Here is a 22291-nt window from a genome sequence, read left to right as displayed (position 1 = left end):
TATCATCATCAAGAACTTATGATATCTGATGTAAAGTCCACCAATAATGCTTATGATTATTTAAACCTAAGTTCAAAATGATCATAAGTTAAGTATACTAGGAATTACAAGTTAAAAATATGATTATGAATGAATACAACCAGATTAATCAGAGCATGTAAAATGGTGACAAACAGAATTTTGTTAATCTTCCCCTGTTCCCTCAAACTGGCATAATAATATGCTAATACGAATCCCGTTCCAATTGCCAAAAGAATATAAATAAAACTGTACGAATGGGACAGCCCAAATAATAGTGCGGAAATGACTATCGCACCTTTCATTCCAATTTTAAATTTTAAAAGGATTTCAATAACTGCTGTTTGATAAATTAAAGTTTCAAAAATTGGAGCTACCACAACTAACATAAAAAACACGAACATTAAATTCTTTTCTTTACTCATAGAAGTCTCCAATAGAGACGGATCAAACAAATTAGAAATTGAAGAAGTGGTAACTGTATAAATAAATAGAATAAAGAAAAATAAAATTAAAAATTTAAAATTCTTTTTTTTTGGTATCTGAATTAGCGAAATCATTAAAGTAAAAAGATAAAATCCCAGAAAATTATAATTAAAAATAAACCTTAAAATATATAAAAAAAACCTCGCCGTACCATGTTAAATCTATTAAATATGATATAAGAGATTAACTAAATAAATTCATTGAAGCTGCCAAAAGATTAATGAAAACGACGTGATTCACGCTGTCTATATTGATAGTAAAAAAAAATCAATGATATCAATATAAATCTAAGAATGAGACTATATAAACCAGCTTCTAAACCGTAATTAGCTCCAAATAAAAATGGATTTTCAGGAAGAGAAACATAAAAAAAACTCTGTTTAACAACGCCACTCATTGGTTGGGAATATAATATTTGAAGATAATTCCACCCAAAATGCAATCCTATACATAAAAAAATATTTTTACTTTTGATAAAAGCAAAAATATACACCCAACTTCCTATTAAATGAGATATAAAAGAAAGATAAGTAGCATGATCATTTCCTAAATGAAGGGTTGTAAAAATTATACTTGTAATAGAAATTGACAAGCCTAATTTAAAATATCTTGAGAAAAATCTAAATAAAAAGTAACTAAAAAATAATTCTTCAAATATTGCTCCAAAAAGGCAAACGAATAGGAGGTTAACTTGTGGTAAGATTGCGACATCATTAAAATTTCGAAATGTTGAAAATATTTCGAAAAATATAGTTAGTACAACAGCCGATAATACACTTCCAAAAATGAAATTCTTTACGTTTTCTTTGAAATAATGATACTTTAGATCTATTTTACTGTACACAAGGAAATTTGTTATATATAATAGGTCATAACCAAATCAACTTTGATTATGACCTATTAAAAATTTATATTTATCCGTGATTAGCTGTTGGACCTCCAATTGATCCATCTAAATCCCGTTGTTGAGCATGAAAAAATCTACCAAGGTAATAAAAAAAACCTCTTGTTAAATCATCGCCACCAGTAATTTCTATCTCTTCTGCTTTATTAAGAGCAGAAACATTTAATTTATTTAACTCTTCCATTGTCATCATGATTTAAAAAATTAATTTCCGTTAAATCCTTCTTTAAATGCTTCAACATTTTCGTTCCAATCTCCAACAATATTATATAAAAATGTTGCAGCTGCTGCGGGCCAAAACCATCCACCATCAAGATTTACCATCTCATTAGTATCCAACTCTTGAACACCGATTGATTTTAATTCTAAGTTATTCATTTTTATGTTTATAAAAAAATTATTCCTACTCTAATTGCTAAGCCTTTTCGGATAACTGCTTCGTTGATCAACAATACTAAATTACAATTGCTCAATGCTCAAAAAAAGCATTGGAGATATTTTTTGAAAAATAATAAGTTCCTGCTGAAATATGTCTGATCTGTTGATAATTGAGCTGCTGAATATCAACCTTGATTTGAATCGAATATTCTTCTTCATAATAATATGTGTGTCGCGATCGATCGTATTCAAGAGGAGCTCCAATTTCCTTCAGGTACTCAATAATACGTGCAAGCCGTGAGACGGAAAGTCCTAGACGATTTGCAAATTCGGTTTGAGTACCTGTTCTTCCTTGACGGATCAGTTGATCCATCAAGTTGATCCGTTCAATATATTTAAATAGTTGCATAAACTGTGATTTAATGTATATGATTAGAAAATTTAATATCTCCTGACACATGATAGTGCAGCATCAGAAGGCTGAATAAAGTGCTATAACGAGCCCGAATCATATCGGTCTCCGATTTAATTAAATTATTTTTACTCGTATTAATGTCATAAATGGATGCTTTACCCGCCATAAAACTCAGTCTGGAATATTCCAATGATTCCTTTGTCGCGGCAAATGCTTCAGTCTAAATATCATATTGCTGTTTGCTTTCAATCCAGTCGAGATTCAGTTTTTCTAAAATTTGTACCTGCTGCAATTTTTCATAATCACTTAATAACTCGATTTCCTGTTTACGAAATGTAATCTGTTGCAATTGTCTTTTCGTTTTCCCTTTATTAAAAATGGGAACTGTGACGGCTATAGCGAGTTGTTGAGCAAAATTATCTTTGCTCTGAACAAATACAGGACGTTCACCAGGAGATTTAAAAGCATTAAAATAAGTAGTTCCCAAGCTCGCCGAACCTTTAACCAAGGGATAGTCTGTCGCCTTGATCAGCTTGGTTTCTACATCCAATCCGAGAAGCTGATTTTCAAGTTTTGCAAGAATGGGATTGTTATCAAAGGCGGTTTGAATAAGATCCGATTGATTTTTATCTATACCCGTTTTAAAAATTTCAGTTTCTAAAAGTGGATCGTATATGATCAAACTTTGATAATCCGTAAAATTCATATATTGAGCTAAAGCTAATTTTGCCTGTTGCGCTTCTTTATGATATTGTTGGAATTGCTGTTTCTCCCGGGCTAAGTTCGCCTTAGCCTCAAAAACTACCGCTGGTGCAGTTGCTCCGATTGCAGTACTTTTCTCCGCTTTATCAAGCAATTGCAAAGAAAAGTTTATTGCAGAATCCTGTGCATGTACTAGCGCTTGGGAAAGCAATACTTCCAAATAGCTTTGTACTACTTTAAGTGTTAAATCTCTTCTTAAAATTCCTTTTTCCAACTCCTCCTGCTCAGCTTGCAACGTTGCCTTCTTAGCCTGATTGCGCAGGTAGTTGTATTGGTAAAGCGTTACCTCAGCATTGATACCGACATTGCTATTGAAGTTATCATTGCGACGAATTGTCCCAAAGACATCTTGAGAATGACCAAATGTGCTGTATCCATTAAAATACCCACCTACTGAAGGTAACCGATCTCGTTGAGCCATTTCCTGATCAAGATTTTTGATAGTCACCAAAATGTCTTGGCGTTTTATAGGCAAATTATGATCGGTTGCATAGATTACACAATCTGCCAAAGACCATTGATTCTGAGCCACCGTCATTTGTATTCCTAAAATGAACACAAGAGTGATAAGTATTATATTTTTCATTATCCTAACACTACAGATTGTTTTTTCCACATCTCTTTATAAGCAGACTCCATCGATAGCAGCTGCTCATGACTTCCCTGCTCTATAATTTGTCCATCTTTCATCACGATAATGGAATCAGCCCCAGCTATCGTGCTCAAACGGTGAGCAATGACAAGCATTGTCTTTCCTGCATCCCGAAATCGGTCGAATGCACGCTGTATGATCAGCTCCGTTTGGGTATCCAGAGCAGAAGTCGCTTCATCCAGAATCAAGATGTCAGGATCCCGGTATAATGCCCGTGCAATAGCGATACGCTGCCGTTGTCCACCAGAAAGCATAGAGCCGTTCTCTCCCAGATAAGTTTCAAAACCCGAAGGCAACTTTTCAATGAAAGACATCATATCCAATTGTTTCACAACCTCCATCATCCGTTGAAAATTAGGAACCTGCTCTCCCACGGCTATATTGTCGATCACATTTCCAGAGAAAAGATCTATCTGCTGTGGCACGACAGCAATGCGTTCGCGAAGGGATTGCTTAGAGATATACTGAAGATCGTATTGACCGATATGGATCTTTCCCGATTGGACAGGATATAATTGCTGTATAAGAGCCCCTAATGTTGTTTTACCACTTCCGCTTTCACCTATAATGGCAGTCATCTTGCCTTTTTCAAATCTGCAACTAAAATCTTTGAACACCTCAATCCGGGAGCCGTAGGAAAAACGGATGTTCTCAAAAACAATATCACCAACCTGACTGCTCGGTAAGTCCAATTTTCCTTGATTTTCTTCTCTTTCAAGATCCATTATTTCAAACAAACGATCTGCAGCAATCAGTGCATTTTGTAATGTTTTGTTCATACCTATCAACTGGCTTACAGGCCCCGTTAAATAACCGATCAATGCATAGAAAGATAGTAGCTCTCCTGGCGTGATCGTTCGGTCAATGACATAATAGGATCCAGCCCATAGCAAGATAATGGTAAACAGGCGCGAAAGAAACTCACTTGATGTCGCTGAGAAAAGACCATTCAAAACTGATGAATAAATTGTTTTCAACAAGTGACTAAACTTCTGATCTGTACCACTATTGAAATATGTCTCCATACCAAACTGTTTGATCGTCTTAACAGAATTGAGCGATTCAACCAGATGCGATTCCAGTTCAGCTCCTTCCTCCATAAGCCGACGCTCCACTTTTTTATTTAATTTATTTGTTAACCAATAGACAAAGAAATAAAATGGTATCACCAGTAAAATAATCAGCGCCAGTTTCCAGAAATAGGAAAACATCAATGCAAATGAGAATACCACAATTAAAACATTGACAACAGCCTGGATGGCCACATCATTGATAAATGCCCGGATCTTGACGGCATCATTGACTCTAGAGATAATCTCACCAACTTTCATCGTATCAAAAAAACGCTGTGGAAGACTCAGCAAATGCTGATAATAGCCTAAGATTAAATAGCGGTCTATACGTTGCCCAGTTTGTAGCACCATGACACTTTTGAGCGTGCCGATGATCAATTGAATTAATAAAATCACCAACATGGCTACAGATAGTAAATTAAGCAAACGCACATTACCATCCACTAATACATAATCAGTTATTTTCTGAATGTACAATGAAGATGACAATCCAAGTAAAGTATAAATAACAGCACCTACCAAAGCCTGCAGTACAATTGATTTATGAGGCTTAATCAAGTTCCAGAATCGATTATAAACGCCTGTCTTTTCATTCCGCTGTTTAAAATACTCATTAGGTTCTAAAAGGATTAACACCCCTGTCCAGATCTTCTGAAACTCCTCCATACTGTATTCTTGCACTTTTCCTGGACCAGGATCCATTACGGTAATCTGATTTTTCTGAACTTTATAGATCACAATATAGTGCTGCAACTGATTATTTAATACAACATGTGCGATCGCAGGAAGTGGAATCTGGGGGATAGCGTCTATAGCGCCCTTCACCCCCTTGGCTGTAAATCCCAATTCTTGTAATCCCTGGATCATACCCAATACATTTGTGCCTCGGGTATCTGTATGACAATGCTGTCTTATTTTTGCAATTGGAATATCTAATCCATAGTAACTTGCAACAGACGCCAGACATGCAGCCCCGCAATCGCGAATATCATGTTGTTTAACACGGACAGGAGATTTTTTCATTTTTATTTAATCTATTTTATCATATGAAAGAGTTCCAATAACTATTAATAGGCACCCTTTATTTGATTTAGTATGTTATTATTTAGTGAATTGGAGTAGTTGACACTATGCTCTTGAGTTTATGACCATAAAGTAAGCTGAAGCCACTATCCGTTTTTAGACCTTACCAGATCACAACTCCTGTCGATACAATCGAACAAAAAATGCTATGACTCTTTACTACCCAAATTGGGATTAAAAAGATCATCTGCGCGATCGAACAATAATTGCCATAGCGTACGGTCTACGAGATAAAAACGGGCATTAAAAGTATTTCCTTTACCTACTGTCACTTTGTTACCATTTGGCAAACTCAGAAAATTAGCATCCATTTGGCAGCGCACTTTAAAAAATGCAGCATTTTTCTGATCGGAAACCAGATTATAATCGATGTCTTTAACAGATCCCGTTAAGAAACCCCATTGATTATAATTATAAGTATCCATCTGAAATTTGACAACTTGCTTATCTTTGATATAACCAATAGCATTTGCCGGCACCATACATTCTGCTATCAAGTTATCTTCTGGTGAGATTTCTAAGATATCTTGGCCCTGTATAATTTGACTACCTTTTTGAAAACCTTTTAGATTGATCACTGTACCCGTTAATGGCGCTCTGACGATATAATTTTCACCATCGATTTGAATAGCATTTCGCTCAGAAGACGTAGATTGATGTTTTTGCTTCAATTCAATCAACTTAGCACTCCATTGCGCCATCTGCTGTTTTTCAATAGATGAAACTTGATTTTCCAATTGCTCATAAGAATACCTACTTTTATCAAATTCAGCCTGTGCTATTATTCCTTGATTAAACAGAAGTTCATTACGATCCAATTCACGTTTTGCTAGTGTCAATTGCGATTGCACCTCAGACATCCTGTGTTGCATGGAGACGAGCTCCATGTAATACAACCCACTTTGCAGACCCTTATAATTGCGGGATAATAGGAGCGTCAAATCTGCGATCTGTTGCGCATACTCCGATCCTAGGTGCTGATTTAGTTCCAATTTATTTTGCAAATCTTTCGAAACAATAACAAATAAAGTATCCCCAGCCATCACTTTCTGATTGTTCCCAAGTATTCGGCTCTCGACTACACGGCCACTGACAAGCGATATGATTTTACTATTTTCTGTTTGTGGTCTAATCACTCCAGGAGCAGAGATTGAAATCGGGACTTGTATAAATGGTAAAGCAGTAAGCGTGCAAACAATCGCTATAAGCAATAAAATATAGATAATATTAGTTTTTCGCATAATGACAATTAATTACTCAAATTTGTCAAATAAGAACTTATCACACCACAACTACAGGTTGTATTTTATTTTTTTTTACTATCTTGAAATAAAAATAATTTTAATTGTAGATGCAATTTTTCGACGTATTCCCAACTTTTAAAGAGGCACCATACTCGTACATTGTCGTTCCCATTATACTAATTAGCAGTATCATTGGCTTTTACAACAAATCCTATTTTCACGCCTTGATCTTACATCCTTACGAAATAATGAGAGCTAAGCGTATCCATAGTCTACTTACCTCCGCATTTATTCATAGAAATTGGTTGCATTTATTATTTAATGCACTAATCATTTATGGGTTGGGGTATGATATGTTCGGAAACATCCAACAGATATACGGGACTTTAACAACATATATACTAACACCTCTATTCTTTGTATTACTAATTTCTATGCCCAATCTGATCCAGACCTACCAGAAAAGAAAAGATTTCTTTTTCACTTCTATAGGAGCATCTGGTCTAAGTTTTGGCCTCTATGGTTTCTCTGCATTATTTTTCCCTTTACAACCCATGAAAAGTAGTATTTTTCAATTCATAAGTAATGCCATGCACAGTTGGATTTGTGGATTATTAATCTTATTACTTTTAGCTCAATTGAAAAAAAGTTATATCAATAAATATTTGCATGTATCTGCGTATGTTACTGGAGGTATATTAGCCCTACTAACTAGACCCAAATCTGTATTAGAAATCTTTAATTATATCTTTAATTAAACAATTACCCTTGAAACAAATTCCATAACTTCTCAAACAGCTCACTACGTTTATCTTGATTTCTTTCACTGCCCGCATTTATTTGTATTTTCTCTTCCAAGCTTAATTCAATGACATTGCTATTGTTTAATTTTTCTTCCATGGTTTCTGTTTTATTTATTTTCAAAATTCCTGAAATACAAAAAACTACACCACAACCCTAGGTTATAAATCACAACCTAGAGTTTTAACATTTATAAATTTTATAACCTCAGGTTATATTGTTAAATTTGTCGAGCAATAAATTAAGAGTTAGTTATGTCAAAAGCGGAGATTGGAACTTTTATTCGACAGAAAAGAGAAAATCTAAAAATATCACAAGAAGCAGTTGCTTATCATCTAGAAATGTCTCAAGCTGCATATTCAAAAATTGAGCGCAATGAAACAAAAGTAAAAGTTGATCAGGTCTACAAAATTGCCGAGTATTTTGGTGTAAGTATATATGAGCTTTTACCTCCATCACTAGCGAGTGATATTATGGGAGAAAACGTATTTGGTTTAACTTATCACTATATTATTGTTGGAATAAAAAAAATCAAATCCATATTTAGGAAATTAGATAAATAACATCACTTAATAAATATGCAAATTCCCTTATGATGTTTTACCGCACTACTTTGCCTTTTCTTTTTTCACAGCACGTAACACGGGTGATCGCTTCTTTTAAATCAAATATATTTTAGATTATGTTGGAAGGAGTTTCCGCGATATGAATAACAACAAAAAAGCTTCCAATTATTTTATCATAGTTTTTAATTATTACTGAGATACAAAACACTTTATAATTGAAAAGTCAAAAACAAACTTTCTGTCCATTGAAAGGAATTTTGTGCTCCATGATATCCTTAAAAGGTATTTTTTCTTATTAAAGATTAAAGAACAAAGGTTAGTTCAGAACAAGCACTAAAGAATTAATTTATCTGAGTATATGAAACATATCAAAAAAATTTGATGATACCAATACAAAATTGGTGTGTCGATATCACGACCATATATTAAATTTATGAAACATCAATTATAATAAGCCCTTTCTTATAAATTTAAGCATCTACTAATTCTACTTCATTTATGAAACTATAAAAATATTTCATCTTTATAAGAAAATTAAAGAATCCCCTCAAACGCCTGGAAGGATTCTTTAATTTTGGAAAGGTAATAAATTGACGGAGGCTTCTACTTTCCTTTCTTATATACTTAAGCTCATGCTCTTCACTCTTATTTGTGAGAAACTTTTTCGGAAAACTATATTTTAGATAAATTAACAGTATTTTCATTTAATACAGATATAAATATCCATTTTGAAAATTAAACACCGATTTAAACTGTTTTAAAAATGGTGTACCAAGTAAACCTACCATTGGTAATTGTTGTTCTCCTACTCCAGCACCAATAGCTTGATCTGTAATCACTGTTGACATGGGCTGTAAATTCAAAGATTTAACTTGTGCTTCTTCAAGCTGCGCCATTTCACTAATAATTTTACTATCACCAACCCCCAACAAGCTTGTAGTTTGTCCCTCAAATCTTAGAAAAGACTTTAGGTCATTGACAACTTCTTGCTTTAATAAATTAGTATTTGCTCCGCAATCTATACCCATAGCATAACTACCTTCTCCAATATTTATATCAATAATCGGAATATGACGTCTCATTCTTATCGGAATAACTGCTAGGGGTTTACCATGTGTAAATTTTAATCCTACTAATTGTCCAGCCTGATCCACCCGTTCTAAAAGTAGTTCTTTTCGATCATAATCAAACGCGAGTTGAAAACCGCTGAAGATACCGAATCCCATCAAACCAAAAAGTGGTCCAATCATTAATTCTTCTTGATCCATTTCTTCAAGTCCTACTGCTGGGGCATCTAACGATTTTATGTTCAAGTCTCCCCAGATCAAATGATTGCCAGTAGACCAATTTACATCAGACATGTTACCGCCCATCCCCGTAAAATCTAAATTAACATCCTTATTTATAGAACGCTCGGAAATATATTTTTTTCTAAGCATCACGTTTGGAGCTCCGGAATCAAACATAAAAAAACCCTTAATGCCATTTAATATTGCAGGAACGTAAATCAAACCATTAATAAACTCAAATTTTACACGCATGGTATCTGGCAAAGTCGTATTTACCAAAGCCGCAGCCAGCGCTTTTCCTGGATTGGCAGTTAGTCTAATCTTTATAATACCCAGTTCAATGACTTTCCCATCTCTATTAAAAGTAAATGTAGGTTTACCACGACCTTTATTTTTATAATTCACAAGTAACGATACGAAATGATCTCCATTTGGTAACAGCTTATCTGTTACCCAGTCATAAGAATCAATACCTTGGAAATTACTAAGAATATCTGGAAGTACTTTATTTTTTTCTATTGTTGTTGGCAGATTTCCAATTTTACAAGAATCGGCCATAATTTCTAATAATCCCTTACTATTTTTGTTATTGAGTAATACGATGATTTTTTGAACATTAGCACTTATAGCTTTCTCTTGTCCGTGACAAAAACCGACCAGAGTAGTATATAGAGCCAAGACCACGACTATTTTCTTTATCATATCAAACAGCATAAATTGACAATTTATTAAAAAAAGAAGAGCCGCTTGAGAGGCGGCTCTTTCCTTTCCAATTAGATGTATATTAAGGTTATTATATTACTTTCCAAATATCTCAGCAAGTTTTAAATCCAACTCTTCACCGCGTAAATATTTAGCGATAATCTTTCCATTAGGATCTACCAAAAAGTTCATAGGAATTGCTTTCACATCATACATTACACCAGCTTCATTATCCCACCCCTTTAGATCACCTACTTGCTTCCAAGTCAAACCATCATCTTGGATCGCTTTTAACCATTTTGCTTTATCTGTAGCTTTATCCATAGATACACCTAATATTTCAAAACCCTCTTTTTGGTATTTAGCATAAGATTTTACAAGATTAGGGTTTTCACGACGACAAGGCGCACACCAAGATGCCCAGAAATCAATCAGAACATATTTACCACGATAATCAGATAGTTTAACCTGCTTACCATCAACATCAGGCTGTGTAAAATCCTGCGCTTCAACACCTTCACTAGTTTTCTTTACCAAAGCAATTCTTGCAGCCAGATCTTTACCAAGGATAGAGTTTTGCAAATTTGGATCTAATTTCAAAAATACTTCTTCAGCTTTAATAGCATCAAATTCAGGAGGTAAAGTTGAATTAAATGCCATCAAAGCCATATAGCTTTTTGGATTTTTAGCTACATAATCCATTTTTGCATCAATAGTCTGTTGCTGTATAGCATTTGCACGTTCTTCCAAAGACTGAATATATTTTGGATCCTGTTGATCAGCTAATGATTTGGATTTGTATTCAGCATTCAAAATCTCGTACTGATCGTATATTGGTTTTAGAAACGCATTTACTTTTTCATTTTCCACATTCAACGGAGAACCGGAAATCTTAGCATTTTTTATGGAGTCAGTCGACACTACTTTTATAGTTACACCTTCAATCAGAAAGGGGAAAATATCTTGCTTAGGGGGTTTTGTAGGATCAAAAGGAGCATCATCGTGGATAATACGCAGATGCGCTTCCATCGGTGAAGGAATAGTACCCTTAAATTCAAACTTACCATTATTCATTTCAACAGAATCAATACGTTCTTTTCCCTCATAATTCAAACGCAAAAATGCCTTTGCAGGTTTATTTAATTTTCCTACTGTTCCCTGTACTGTATAATTTTGCTGCGCAAATCCAAAAGTTGGCAAAGCAAAAGCTAACATTAACATCCATTTCATATTTTTCATCTTATTTTGTTTTTTGTTTTAATTTTTCACCTACTGTATCTGTACTTAACAATTGTTTATAAAGCTTCTTATCTTGTAAAACAATTAGTGCCTGTTTGATACTTTGGTTGGCTTCATTACGTACACGAGTCTTATAATCTCCACCTGTAAATAATAATGAAGCGATCTGTGCTTTTAATTCCACATCAATCGCATCATGTGCAGACATATTCTTTTCTTTTGGCAACTCAATTGAAAACTTATTGGCCATATTTACCAATTGACTATGCAGTTCATTAGACACCTTGAAGTCTTTATTAAAGGTGCTAAAATCAGAATATGCTTTCAATAGAGTTTGACGATTTTGTTGTACAAACTCAAAGCCTACATTTGCTACGACACCTTCATTCATCAATTGCGACATCCATATACTATATTCATTTGTGTCGATTGCGACAAAGCGGTCGGGCATAATTCCGCCTCCACCAAATACAATTCGCTTACTAACAAGAGTTGTATATTTTAACGAATCTGGAAATTGAACATGTCCTTCTTCCAGCAATTCTTTAGATTCCATACGTCGATTAAAGTCCTGAAAATAATCATCCTTACCTTTTGTGTAAGATTTTTGAATAGAACGACCTGAAGGAGTATAATATCGAGCACCCGTAAGTTGCATTTCCGAACCATCTGATAATGGAACAGGTTTTTGCATCAAACCCTTTCCAAAACTTCTTCTTCCGATGATCACGGCACGATCCCAATCTTGCAATGCACCAGTAACAATCTCGCTAGAAGATGCTGTTGATTCGTCAATTAAGACCACCAATTCACCATCATAAAATTGACCAAATCCTCCTGTAAAATAGTAGTCTTTACCCCCTTCATTAGGTACCGAGTAAAACACTATTTTCTCCTTTGTCAAAAATTCATCTACAACACCAATAGCAGATTCTACATACCCACCACCATTACTCTGTAGATCCAATATGAGTTTTTTCATCCCTTTTTCTTTCAGATTTTTCAGTGCTTCATCTATTTCCGGACGTGTAGTACGATTAAAAATTGAAAGTGCTATATACCCTATTTCATTATCTATCATGTAGCTCTCACGAACCGATTTTTCCAAGATATTTTCTCTAACGATTCGAATATTTTTACTTTTAGCATTTCCTGGCGATAAAATCTCCAACTCTACGGGTACATCTTTCTCACCACGTAGCATTTCCATAATCTCCTTATTACCCCATTTTTTATCCGAGATTGATTCACCGTCTATAGTTATAATCTGGTCGCCCACCTGTATTCCTGCACGCATTGCTGGACCATCAGGATTTACGATAGTTACATAAGTTTGATCATTGCTTTTCAAAAACTGAATACCGATCCCGGCAAAACTTCCACTCATTGCTTCGCGCATCGCTTCAGCTTCTTCTCTACTCGTATAACGAGAATGTGGATCAAGATCAGCAATCATCGCTTTAATTGCGGCATCTACCAGATGCTCTTCATTAACCTGATCGACGTAATTCTTTTGAATCAACTTCAATGCCTCCTCAAACTTATACTTCGGATTCATCTGAGCCTGCGATGACAAACTCAAACAAACGATCCCAAGAAGCAAACCTGTTGCTCTCATATTTATTTGGTATCTTTTATAAAACTGTTTATTTTTCATTCCTGAGTATCTCTATTGCAAGTGACAATTCATCCATTAATTTACTTGGGCTACCAGAATATCCACCTGAGCAGTAACGCACACGCCCATTTTTAACCACGATTTTACGTGGAATAGATGAGTCACCAAAAAGTGGCACCAATTGTTTAAATACCAAATCCTGTTCATTTGTCTTTGGATTTACAGAATCATGCAAAAGATTAAATCTGTAACCTTCTCCACGAACATAATTTACCGACTTACTTTTATAATCACCTGTCTGCATCGTGCCCAACATGTAGATCCCTACCTCTTTATCATTTGCATATTTATCTATCAAAAGCTGCATTCCAGGAAATGCCATAATACAAGGACGGCACCACGTAGCCCAAAAATCCACAACAACAATCTTACCCTTCCAGTCTTCCTGTGTTAAAAACAATCCATCTGCATTTTCTAAACGAAAGTTTGGCATAGGATGATTGACCCAGTTATGATCCACATAGGCCTTCATTTCGGCTTTTTCTTCATCCGATTTTAGATTCGCCAAATACATTTCGTATCCTTCTTCCTCATTATTATGATTTTTAAGGTAAATTTCTTTAAGCTTTTCAAACATACGCGGCGTCATCGCATTATATCTTGCGCTCATCTCCATTAATGGTAAAATCTGTTTTTCATCCTTTACCCCTTCCAGTACTTGCAGATTGATTTCATTTAGCTCAGCATTGTTATATTTCCCATTTTCAGAAAGTTCTAAGAAATATTTACGAGCTTCGGCATATTTTTTCAGATCATTTAACAGTGAAATATGAGTAAATAGTCTCTCATCCAGATTTTTTACTACATTAGAATCGGCCTGTGATTTAAGGTCAAAATCTTCTTTATAAGAATTATCACCCCTCTTTGCAATTAGTTTAGGCATAATTGCTTCAGCTACGTTGTACAACGTGTCCTGACCTACCATTTTAAACATATAGGCACGCATAATATTCCAACGCATCAATTCATTTCCAGTGCGAAAATCAAGATCATTGTAAAGCGATATAAACTTATCAAATTGCTTAGACTCAAAATAAGAAGCCCCTAGACCACGATATACGGCATAGTAAATGAAACTTTGTCTATTTGGGTTTTTACGCCATTGTTCTATTGGGAAACGTTTCAAAAAATCTTCATACGAAGTGATTACTTCAGTCTTGTCTGGGCTACTACCTTTAGTCTTATTGTATGCCATAAAACGTGCTGTTGGACCCTGAGGATATTCGGTAGAAATACGTTGTTCTACAAGTTTAGTCAATGCTTCATTTTCCAATCGACTATTTGCATAGCCATACAAAACACCCAATATCTCATCAGACAGACCTTTCGCTGTCAATGTTTTTTTGATTAATTTTTCTGCATAAAAAGGGAAGTTATCTCCTTGAGCCAGTTTTTGCAAATTCATAAATGACTGGAAATAGTCAATATACTGCTTGCCTGACAGAGCCCATTCCTTATCCGCCAAAGATTTGAGATAATTTGGATCAAGTGCACTGGGCTGATTACCATAATACATAAAAATTCCTCCTCCAGCAATACTTGGTATCTGAAAAGCTGCTTCTGCCAAATAAGCTCCATCTACAGGAATTCCTTTTGCATTTACTAACGCAATACCATAGCCCTTATCAGCATTATTATCAATAGCATCAGGTTCTTTAATATCACCCTGATAAAATTTCACTCCAATAAAAGCTGTCTTAGCTGGAACAGTTAAAGGAGCGGTCCATAAACCCTTGGCATCTTTTGTAAGCGCTACTTGTATTTGCCTCCATTCAAAGTTTTCGAATAAAAATACGCTAGCATTGACCTCATCACTAAATTCCAAATCTTTACCTTTCGCATTGTACAGCAGTTGTACAATGGCATTAGTTTTTGGATTTTTAGGACTAAAAACGCTACTGTTATAGCGAGGCTGTGCATATAGCACAACCTGCATAAACAGCAACAGTAAAAAAATTGTCTGTTTTTTCATAAATATATCATTTGTTTTTGATCGGTAAAAAAGCTTTCATGAGCAATATTCATCACTACTTATAAGCATTTACTCATGATGCCCTCATCATTATTATCTAGGATTCTGACCAATTTCAGGATTAAGGTTTAGAATATCTTGATTGATGGGATATACAAAACGAGCACTGCTTGCCTCTAACGTATAATTAACACCTTTATAAGTTCGAGTTACAGATTTATAATAACCTGAATCAAGTGTAAGTCTACGCATATCAAACCATCGTAAATCTGTACCAACAAACTCCCTGCGACGCTCGTTAATCACCGCTTGCAAAGGATCGCCTGAAATATCCACAATTTGTAAAGGAATATAATTAGTCTTTTCAAAGCGATTTATACGCAACTTATTTAAGAACTCTACAGTCTTTTCTAAATTACCTGCCCGCGCATATAGTTCTGCACGGTTTAACAGAATTTCGGGAACTTTTACACCAACATATATACCTTGATAAGTAAAATTGGGACGAACATACTGATATCCTTGAAAAAACACATTTGTTCCCAACCACATCTGAAATCTTAAATCTGTAGCTTGGTACAAGTTTACAAGATCCGGGTTGATAGGTGCCATAAAAGAGCCTGCGGAAGTTTTAGAAAATAACACTTCCGGATCAACAAGTAATCTTGGAAAAGTTGATATATTACCCTTATAGACCTGTAGATCGTTTAATTTTGGTGAAAGTGCAAGTGCTAAATCTGCATAACCCGCGGCCTTTTCAAAATCTCTCATAAAAAGGTAAGTACGCGACATAAGTCCATATATAGCTATTTTAGAAGGATGGTAATTGAAGGTCGGATAGTTAGGCAAATAATCTACGGCAGAAGTTAAGTCACTAATAATTTGATCATACACTTTTTGTAGCGATGCGCGTGCTAAATTTTGAAATAAATCTGGAGTCAGAAGAAGAGGTACTCCCATTTGTGTTGAAGCCTGAGCAGGATTATAAATAGGAGCATATTGATTTACCAACGCTAGGTAGGCAAACGCTCGATGCACTTTTGCTTCAGCTGCAATTCGATTTTTAGCCTCTAGTGTTCCATTTTCGCTTTCAAAAACACCATTAAGAATCGTGTTACTAATCTGTACTTGCTTATAAAGATTATTCCAACCTCCATCTTGCTGCTCTTGTGAAAAAAACTGTGCGCTCCAAATGAAAGCATTTTGGAAGTCAGTACTCCAAGAATTCTGTACCGCCTCAACCTTAGTATCCACATCATCTCCTGTCACTAGCGGTAAGATATAACTTGTTCCAAAGTTGCTAGAATTATTTATCAAAGCCTCATAATCGGTCGTATATTTAAGTGTACGAGATGAGAATGTATCTACCTCAACAAATTTACGACAGGACGTTGTAATCATTGCTGAACACAGAAATAATCCGGCAAATACTATTTTGTAGCTGATTTTTATCTGATTTTTCATTTTAACTAGATTAGAATGATGTATTTATACTAAAGAAAAACTGCTTAGCAGGTGGCAAATTATTATAATTGGAGGTACCAAGATATTGAGGATCCACCCCTGCCTTATTTGCCTTCCATAATAGACCCAAATTTCTTACGCTAGCATTCACATTTAGCGATTTAAACGGTGTCTTCTTTAGAAAATTAGATGGAAATGCATAACCTAGATTAATTTGCTGCAACCGTACATGACTTCCACTTATAACTAATATATCTGCATCACGATAGCGAGAAATACTATTGAACTGATTTGCATCATTCACTATTCCCGGAACGTTAGTTATTGCTTCATCACCTTCTTTTCTCCAACGCAGTCCTAGATCTCTCTGTGATCCAATAACCCCAGTATATGATCCAAAGCTCTGATCAAAACTTGGATAATTTTGTACAGAAAGTCTTCTCATCACATGACCTAATTCATAAGATATACGAAAACCGAATGTAAACTCTTTGTATGTGAAATTATTTAAAACACCTCCAAAATACGGTGCTGTCGTTCGCCCCATGTAGCGGAGATCATCTATCGTTATTGCATTAGAAAATTTATCTGCTGTAATAACTTCACCATCTTTATTATAAACTTGGGATTGACCATTCTTATCTAATCCCGCCCAATTATAGGCATAGAGATAGCCTACAGGCAAACCAACCGTAGGTGTAGATCCAGCGATCCTTGTCTGCACAAGAGTACTTTCTTTAAAACGTGAATCAGTTACCTCATTGGTATTGTATGAAAAATTAAACACCGTATTCCATCCAAAATTTTGTCTACGCATCCATTCTGTCCGAATACCCAAATCTATTCCGTGGGCTTTCATAGAAGCACTATTAAAAGTCAATTGTGACCATCCGTATGTGGCGTTAAATGGCAATGAGTATAAGATATCGCTCGTACGCTTTGTATAGTAATCAAAACCAACAGATAGACGATTGCTCATTGTGGAAAAGTCAAGCCCTAGGTTTGTACTTCTCACCTTCTCCCAACCTATTTGTGTATTAGCAGGTGAAGAGATAGAAGCCGTTTGTTCATTTGTTTCATTGTCCGTACTCATCGTTATCACAGTGTAAGCACCAGAGGTAGATGGCATAGTACCATTGAGACCATAAGTAAGTCTTAAAGATAAACTGTTAATCCAATTAATGTCCTTTAAGAAATCTTCACCTTTAGCATTCCATTTTCCTCCAAGAGACCATAATGGCTTTGCTCTTTGTTCGCGAGAAGCTCCTAAAACAGTCATATCATCAAACCGCAAACTTCCTGAAAGCATATACTTATTCTGAAAAAATGAAGCCGCTGCATTAGAATAATAAGATAATCCTCTTGTAATATTTTTCATAAAACTATTACTTCCGCCAATGGTACTCGACCAACCCTGAACGGTTTCATAAGGAACAGTTGGATTTATTGTGGCTACGCTATACGTATCTTTATTGTATCCATAATAAGTCTGTCCAATCACTCTATATTGATTTTGGCGCATTTCCACTCCCCCTACTACACTCAGGTTATGCGCTTGAGCAGGTCCAAAATCTTTATTAATATTCAGTTGCGATCTTAGGACATACTGCCATCCAGAATAATTAGAACTTTGCAGTTTTCCACCAAGAGGAACACCATAAACCAATTTATTATTAGTTGGATCAATGCTTGTCCCCGTATTGATCAGACTACGCATACTGTAGCTATTAAGTTCGTCAATGTTTTCTGTTTCCTCCAAAGTACGCTGCAATTGACCAGACACAGCGAAATTCATCCATGAATTTAACTTTGTATTGATATCCATATTAAAACGGATATTATTTGACAAACCGTTATAATTCGTTACACTTAATTCATTCATTGGACTGTAAGACCAATCCAAATACCCTTTACTTAAAAAGTCCTGCATCACTTCATCCCGATATAGAATATTTCGAGATATGTTGTTCCCATACTCATCTTTCAAAAGTTCATACGGTCTTAAACCTTGGTTCGTACCCCCAATCGCATTTACTGTAGCTTGATTACTAATACTGTTACCATGATTATAACTTAATCCTGTTAACATTTTCACATTATCATTAAATAAGCTACTAGTCAAATTGCTTACAAAAGAATAACTCGTGCCCTTATTACCTCGGAACACGGGAATATCTTTACTATAGTTGGAAGACACATAGTATGTATTCTTACTGGTACCACCGGAAAGGGATAAATTATATTGCTGAGAAGTTGCATTTTGTAAAAGATTGTCTCTAATCTGATTGGAATTATCAATAGCAGAAAGTCTTGCTAACGCAACGTCACGTTCAGCCACAGAAATAGTTCCTCGATCCGCTTTAAACATCCATTCAAGCGCTTCACTAAAAGGTAGATTATGATTAAAGTTCATCCAAGAATCTTTATTTATATTATCTACGTAAAAACCCTTTTCTTTCAATTCCCTCTCCATATCGATATACTGTGCAGAGCTCATCCTATTTAATCCTTTGTAATCAGCAGGTGCCGAAATACTTAAGTTAGAACCAAAATTAATAGTAGGAACCGTACTACGTCCTCTCTTGGTTTCGATCACGATCACTCCATTGGCCGCCTGGGCGCCCCATATAGAGGCAGCAGCAGCATCCTTTAAAACAGTAATATTTTGGATATCTTCAGGATTAATAGCACTTAATACCGCACCCCCAGCAGATTGTCCCGAAACCTGCTTTGTTAACTTAAAACGGCTATCCACGTTTTCTGTCATAGGAAATCCATCTACAACGATCAAAGGCTCACGAGTAGTAGACCCAAAAGAATTAATTCCTCTTATCCTAATCGTATTATTTTTAACATCCACTTGAACACCCGGAGATAAACCTTCCAAACGTTCAAGGATATTTATTGTCGGCACCTCCTTAAGATCTTTATCTGTTATAAAACTAAATGCACCAGTAGCTCTTTCTTTTGATATTTTCTGATAACCCGTAGAAAGAACCTCGACCTCATCCAATTCATTGATGACAGCCCCCATAGTCACATTGATATGTGTATTATTACCAATCACACGACGTTGAGGTTCCATCCCAACATATGAAAAAATAAGTGCCTCTGCCGGGCCTTGTAGACGCAAAGTGAAACTACCGTCACTACTTGTTGTTACTCCCGAACGCACAGCATAACCATCTGGAAGTACCGTGACACCAACTAAAGGCGCACCTTTACTATCTTTTACATTTCCAGTGATCACCTTCCAAAAACGCTCGTCACCATCATTGTTGTTCTTACCTCGGCCATCACGAATTATGGTAAAATAATTATTTTGCACATAGAGAAATAAAAAATCATTCGGATACAAAAGTTCCTTCAAAACCGTCTCTACGGGCAATTTTCTATTTTTAGGGACCAGTTCAGAATCGACAAAAGCATTTCTAATTAAGCCTTCTTCATAAGAAAATTTTGTCCCATAAATTCGGGTCACTTCACCCAGAGCCTGGGTAAGGCCCATTCTTTTTTGTGCGTAGCCACCTGCATAGGTAAACAGGCAGAAAACAAGCACGAGTAATCTTGGTTTCATAAAAGTTGATTAGTTGTTAAGGTTAGTTTGTTTGTTTATTACATTTTTTTCGCTGTCATTTATTACTATTTTTATTTGTCAGCTTTTATAATTATTTGTTTATTTTTCAAGGTAATATTTACGTTCATTGTATGTTTGATAACGAATAGAACATCCTCAATTCCTTTTGCAGGAATAGTTCCAGTAAATCGTTTATCCAAAAGAGTAGGGTCTTCAACAATGACCTGATAGCCATAGTTATCTTCTAGTACACTTATGATGTTGGCTAAGTTGCTATGTTCGATATTAAGCTCACCACGGGTCCATGACGAAACCTTCACCGGATTTATTTGAACAATCTGATCAACTTTTGCATCCTCATCATAAATAAATGTTTCACCAGGCTCAAGAAGCCTATCTAAACCATTTTTCCCATTTATTTTGATGCTCCCTTCAAAAAGAGTTACTTCGATAAGACCACGACGATCTTTTACATTAAATTTAGTACCTAGCACAGTAAGCGATAAGTCGCCTACATGTACAACAAAAAGATCATTTTCCTGGAGACGATTTTTAACGGCTGTATGTTTGACATCAAACAAACCTTCCCCCTCGAACCATACCTCCCGTGGTTTATCAGTTTTCCAATCACGTACATAGGATAACTTGGAGTTGCTATTCAATTTGATAATCGATGCGTCAGGAAGCAATAACTCAGTTCGCTCTCCATATGCTGTATTGGTAGATTTGGTTCCAAATTGGCTGATATCATAAATTATAAAAACAAATGCAATGATTGCTGCTGCTCGAGCAGTCCATCTGATCATCATTTTGATCAATTGTTGTTTACGTTGTTTTAACACATATGCGGGAACAGCTTTTTGAATATTGTTCCAACGCTCATCACTCGATACCTGACCTTTAACAATTGGTTGTTCTTTAATTAATGTCATCCAAAGTCTGGCATTATCCATTTCGACTGCAAGTTCAGAGTCATAAGATCCCAATCTGACCCAAAAATCATTTGCCGTCGGTTCCAAATTCGATTGAACAAAATTTTCATCAGCAAAAAAATCTGCTGCTTTATAATTTTTATATTTTTCAAATTGAGAGTCCATAACCATTTTCAAATAGATACACTTGCTACTTTAATATAGATACACCTGTTTCCAAAATTTTATCCCAATAAATTTTATTTTTTTTATAAAAATTGAAGAATGTTTAGGAAATCACCAATAATTAAGGTTATTTGTTGCTTACAGCGCAGGGAGCGCCAATTCTTTATATCTAATAGGAAGATATTTTTGTATCAAATTCAAGTTTTGACCTGGTTCAAAAGATGCAAAAGAACCAAAACTCCAAATCTTCCAAAGTGTTTCTTTAAACTATCCAATGCCCGATAATATAATTTATAGGTATCCTTTGTTGATAATTCCATAATATTAGCGATCTCAGCATATGTCAATTCTTCAAAAAAACGGAGGTGAATAATTTCTCTTTGCCTAGCTGACATTTTAGATAAAGCCTGGTCCAACTTGCTTTTTATCTCCATTACACGTTCCTTCCTAATCATACTTACATCGTGAGGAAGTTCTATCGTAAATGGAAGATGTTCAATTGAGGTCGTTGTTACCTGATCGCGTTTTATCATTTGTTCAAGATTTTTGACCAAAATGCGACGGTAAGATTTATACAGATAATTTTTGACAGAGATCTCAGAATTTAAGTTTTCTTTATTACTCCAAAGTTTGACAAACAGTTCTTGTATACTATCTTCGATAACAACATTATCCTGTGTAAATTTAAAGCCATAATTGTACAAAAGCTGATTGTATCGTTCAAAAAGTACTTTAAACGATGCTTCATGTCCAACCTGGAACATCTGCCATATCTGTAAATCGGAATCCATAAGTTAACGCAAGATTTTTCAAGATGAGTTCAATTATGAAAATCTTCGTTTCCAAATGTATAAAAAATGTTTAAAATTTCTAAACCATAAAATATTTATA

Annotated in this window: 19 protein-coding genes; 2 read left to right on the top strand and 17 right to left on the bottom strand. The window is 35.2% G+C overall.

Annotated features, from left to right (window positions below; all coding sequences use genetic code 11):
- Positions 1-104 precede the first annotated feature (104 nt).
- The 8 genes from M2265_RS27055 to M2265_RS22635 form a co-directional block, all read right to left on the bottom strand.
- Positions 105-422 (bottom strand): type II CAAX prenyl endopeptidase Rce1 family protein, encoded by a 318-nt coding sequence (locus tag M2265_RS27055; protein ID WP_413716349.1) that lies wholly within the window; start codon positions 420-422, stop codon positions 105-107.
- A gap of 299 nt (positions 423-721) precedes the next feature.
- Complete coding sequence (locus M2265_RS22665; protein WP_165905897.1) at positions 722-1348, bottom strand: CPBP family intramembrane glutamic endopeptidase; 627 nt, start codon at positions 1346-1348, stop codon at positions 722-724.
- Positions 1349-1418: 70 nt separating this feature from the next.
- On the bottom strand, positions 1419-1592 hold the full coding sequence (locus M2265_RS22660; protein WP_165905898.1) for a hypothetical protein: 174 nt from the start codon (positions 1590-1592) through the stop codon (positions 1419-1421).
- Between the two features lie 20 nt (positions 1593-1612).
- A complete protein-coding gene (locus M2265_RS22655) occupies positions 1613-1786 on the bottom strand; it encodes a hypothetical protein (protein ID WP_165905899.1) in 174 nt (57 codons plus the stop codon).
- Between the two features lie 91 nt (positions 1787-1877).
- Positions 1878-2195: a hypothetical protein gene (locus tag M2265_RS22650; protein ID WP_132770465.1), complete on the bottom strand. Its 318-nt coding sequence runs from the start codon at positions 2193-2195 to the stop codon at positions 1878-1880.
- A 226-nt stretch (positions 2196-2421) separates the two neighbouring features.
- The gene (locus M2265_RS22645) at positions 2422-3549 is read right to left on the bottom strand and encodes a TolC family protein (RefSeq protein ID WP_132770467.1); all 1128 of its coding nucleotides are present in this window, start codon (positions 3547-3549) and stop codon (positions 2422-2424) included.
- On the bottom strand, positions 3549-5711 hold the full coding sequence (locus tag M2265_RS22640) for a peptidase domain-containing ABC transporter (RefSeq protein ID WP_132770469.1): 2163 nt from the start codon (positions 5709-5711) through the stop codon (positions 3549-3551). Before M2265_RS22640 ends, M2265_RS22645 begins: the two co-directional genes overlap by 1 nt.
- Positions 5712-5917: 206 nt before the next feature.
- A complete protein-coding gene (locus tag M2265_RS22635; protein ID WP_132770471.1) occupies positions 5918-7012 on the bottom strand; it encodes an HlyD family secretion protein in 1095 nt (364 codons plus the stop codon).
- 110 nt (positions 7013-7122) lie between these two features.
- Here M2265_RS22635 and M2265_RS22630 point away from each other — a divergent pair, with 110 nt between their 5' ends.
- A complete protein-coding gene (locus M2265_RS22630) occupies positions 7123-7773 on the top strand; it encodes a rhomboid family intramembrane serine protease (RefSeq protein ID WP_132770473.1) in 651 nt (216 codons plus the stop codon).
- A 4-nt stretch (positions 7774-7777) separates the two neighbouring features.
- Here M2265_RS22630 and M2265_RS22625 read toward each other — a convergent pair whose 3' ends face one another.
- Positions 7778-7915 carry a hypothetical protein gene (locus M2265_RS22625; protein WP_165905900.1) on the bottom strand — a complete coding sequence of 46 codons (138 nt, stop codon included), beginning with the start codon at positions 7913-7915 and terminating at the stop codon, positions 7778-7780.
- 155 nt (positions 7916-8070) lie between these two features.
- On the opposite strand from M2265_RS22625, the gene M2265_RS22620 reads away from it, so the two are divergent.
- Entirely contained in the window at positions 8071-8379 is a 309-nt protein-coding gene (locus M2265_RS22620) for a helix-turn-helix domain-containing protein (protein ID WP_132770475.1), read from the top strand.
- Positions 8380-9086: 707 nt separating this feature from the next.
- Here M2265_RS22620 and M2265_RS22615 read toward each other — a convergent pair.
- From M2265_RS22615 to M2265_RS22580, 8 genes are all read right to left on the bottom strand, one after another.
- On the bottom strand, positions 9087-10373 hold the full coding sequence (locus tag M2265_RS22615; protein WP_132770477.1) for a hypothetical protein: 1287 nt from the start codon (positions 10371-10373) through the stop codon (positions 9087-9089).
- A 96-nt stretch (positions 10374-10469) separates the two neighbouring features.
- On the bottom strand, positions 10470-11612 hold the full coding sequence (locus tag M2265_RS22610) for a TlpA disulfide reductase family protein (RefSeq protein ID WP_132770479.1): 1143 nt from the start codon (positions 11610-11612) through the stop codon (positions 10470-10472).
- A 1-nt stretch (position 11613) separates the two neighbouring features.
- A complete protein-coding gene (locus M2265_RS22605) occupies positions 11614-13230 on the bottom strand; it encodes a S41 family peptidase (RefSeq protein WP_165905901.1) in 1617 nt (538 codons plus the stop codon).
- Between the two features lie 28 nt (positions 13231-13258).
- The gene (locus M2265_RS22600) at positions 13259-15262 is read right to left on the bottom strand and encodes a TlpA family protein disulfide reductase (protein ID WP_132770483.1); all 2004 of its coding nucleotides are present in this window, start codon (positions 15260-15262) and stop codon (positions 13259-13261) included.
- A 93-nt stretch (positions 15263-15355) separates the two neighbouring features.
- On the bottom strand, positions 15356-16726 hold the full coding sequence (locus M2265_RS22595) for a RagB/SusD family nutrient uptake outer membrane protein (RefSeq protein WP_132770485.1): 1371 nt from the start codon (positions 16724-16726) through the stop codon (positions 15356-15358).
- A gap of 10 nt (positions 16727-16736) precedes the next feature.
- On the bottom strand, positions 16737-20303 hold the full coding sequence (locus tag M2265_RS22590) for a SusC/RagA family TonB-linked outer membrane protein (protein WP_132770487.1): 3567 nt from the start codon (positions 20301-20303) through the stop codon (positions 16737-16739).
- 71 nt (positions 20304-20374) lie between these two features.
- On the bottom strand, positions 20375-21400 hold the full coding sequence (locus tag M2265_RS22585) for a FecR family protein (protein WP_165905902.1): 1026 nt from the start codon (positions 21398-21400) through the stop codon (positions 20375-20377).
- Positions 21401-21597: 197 nt separating this feature from the next.
- Positions 21598-22191, bottom strand: a complete 594-nt coding sequence (locus M2265_RS22580) for an RNA polymerase sigma factor (RefSeq protein ID WP_132770491.1) — start codon at positions 22189-22191, stop codon at positions 21598-21600.
- Between the last annotated feature and the right edge of the window lie 100 nt (positions 22192-22291).

This window comes from Sphingobacterium kitahiroshimense (assembly GCF_025961315.1).
Taxonomy (GTDB): domain Bacteria; phylum Bacteroidota; class Bacteroidia; order Sphingobacteriales; family Sphingobacteriaceae; genus Sphingobacterium; species Sphingobacterium anhuiense.
Note: the sequence above shows the minus strand (reverse complement) of the source record. Positions and strands in the feature narration are given on the sequence as shown.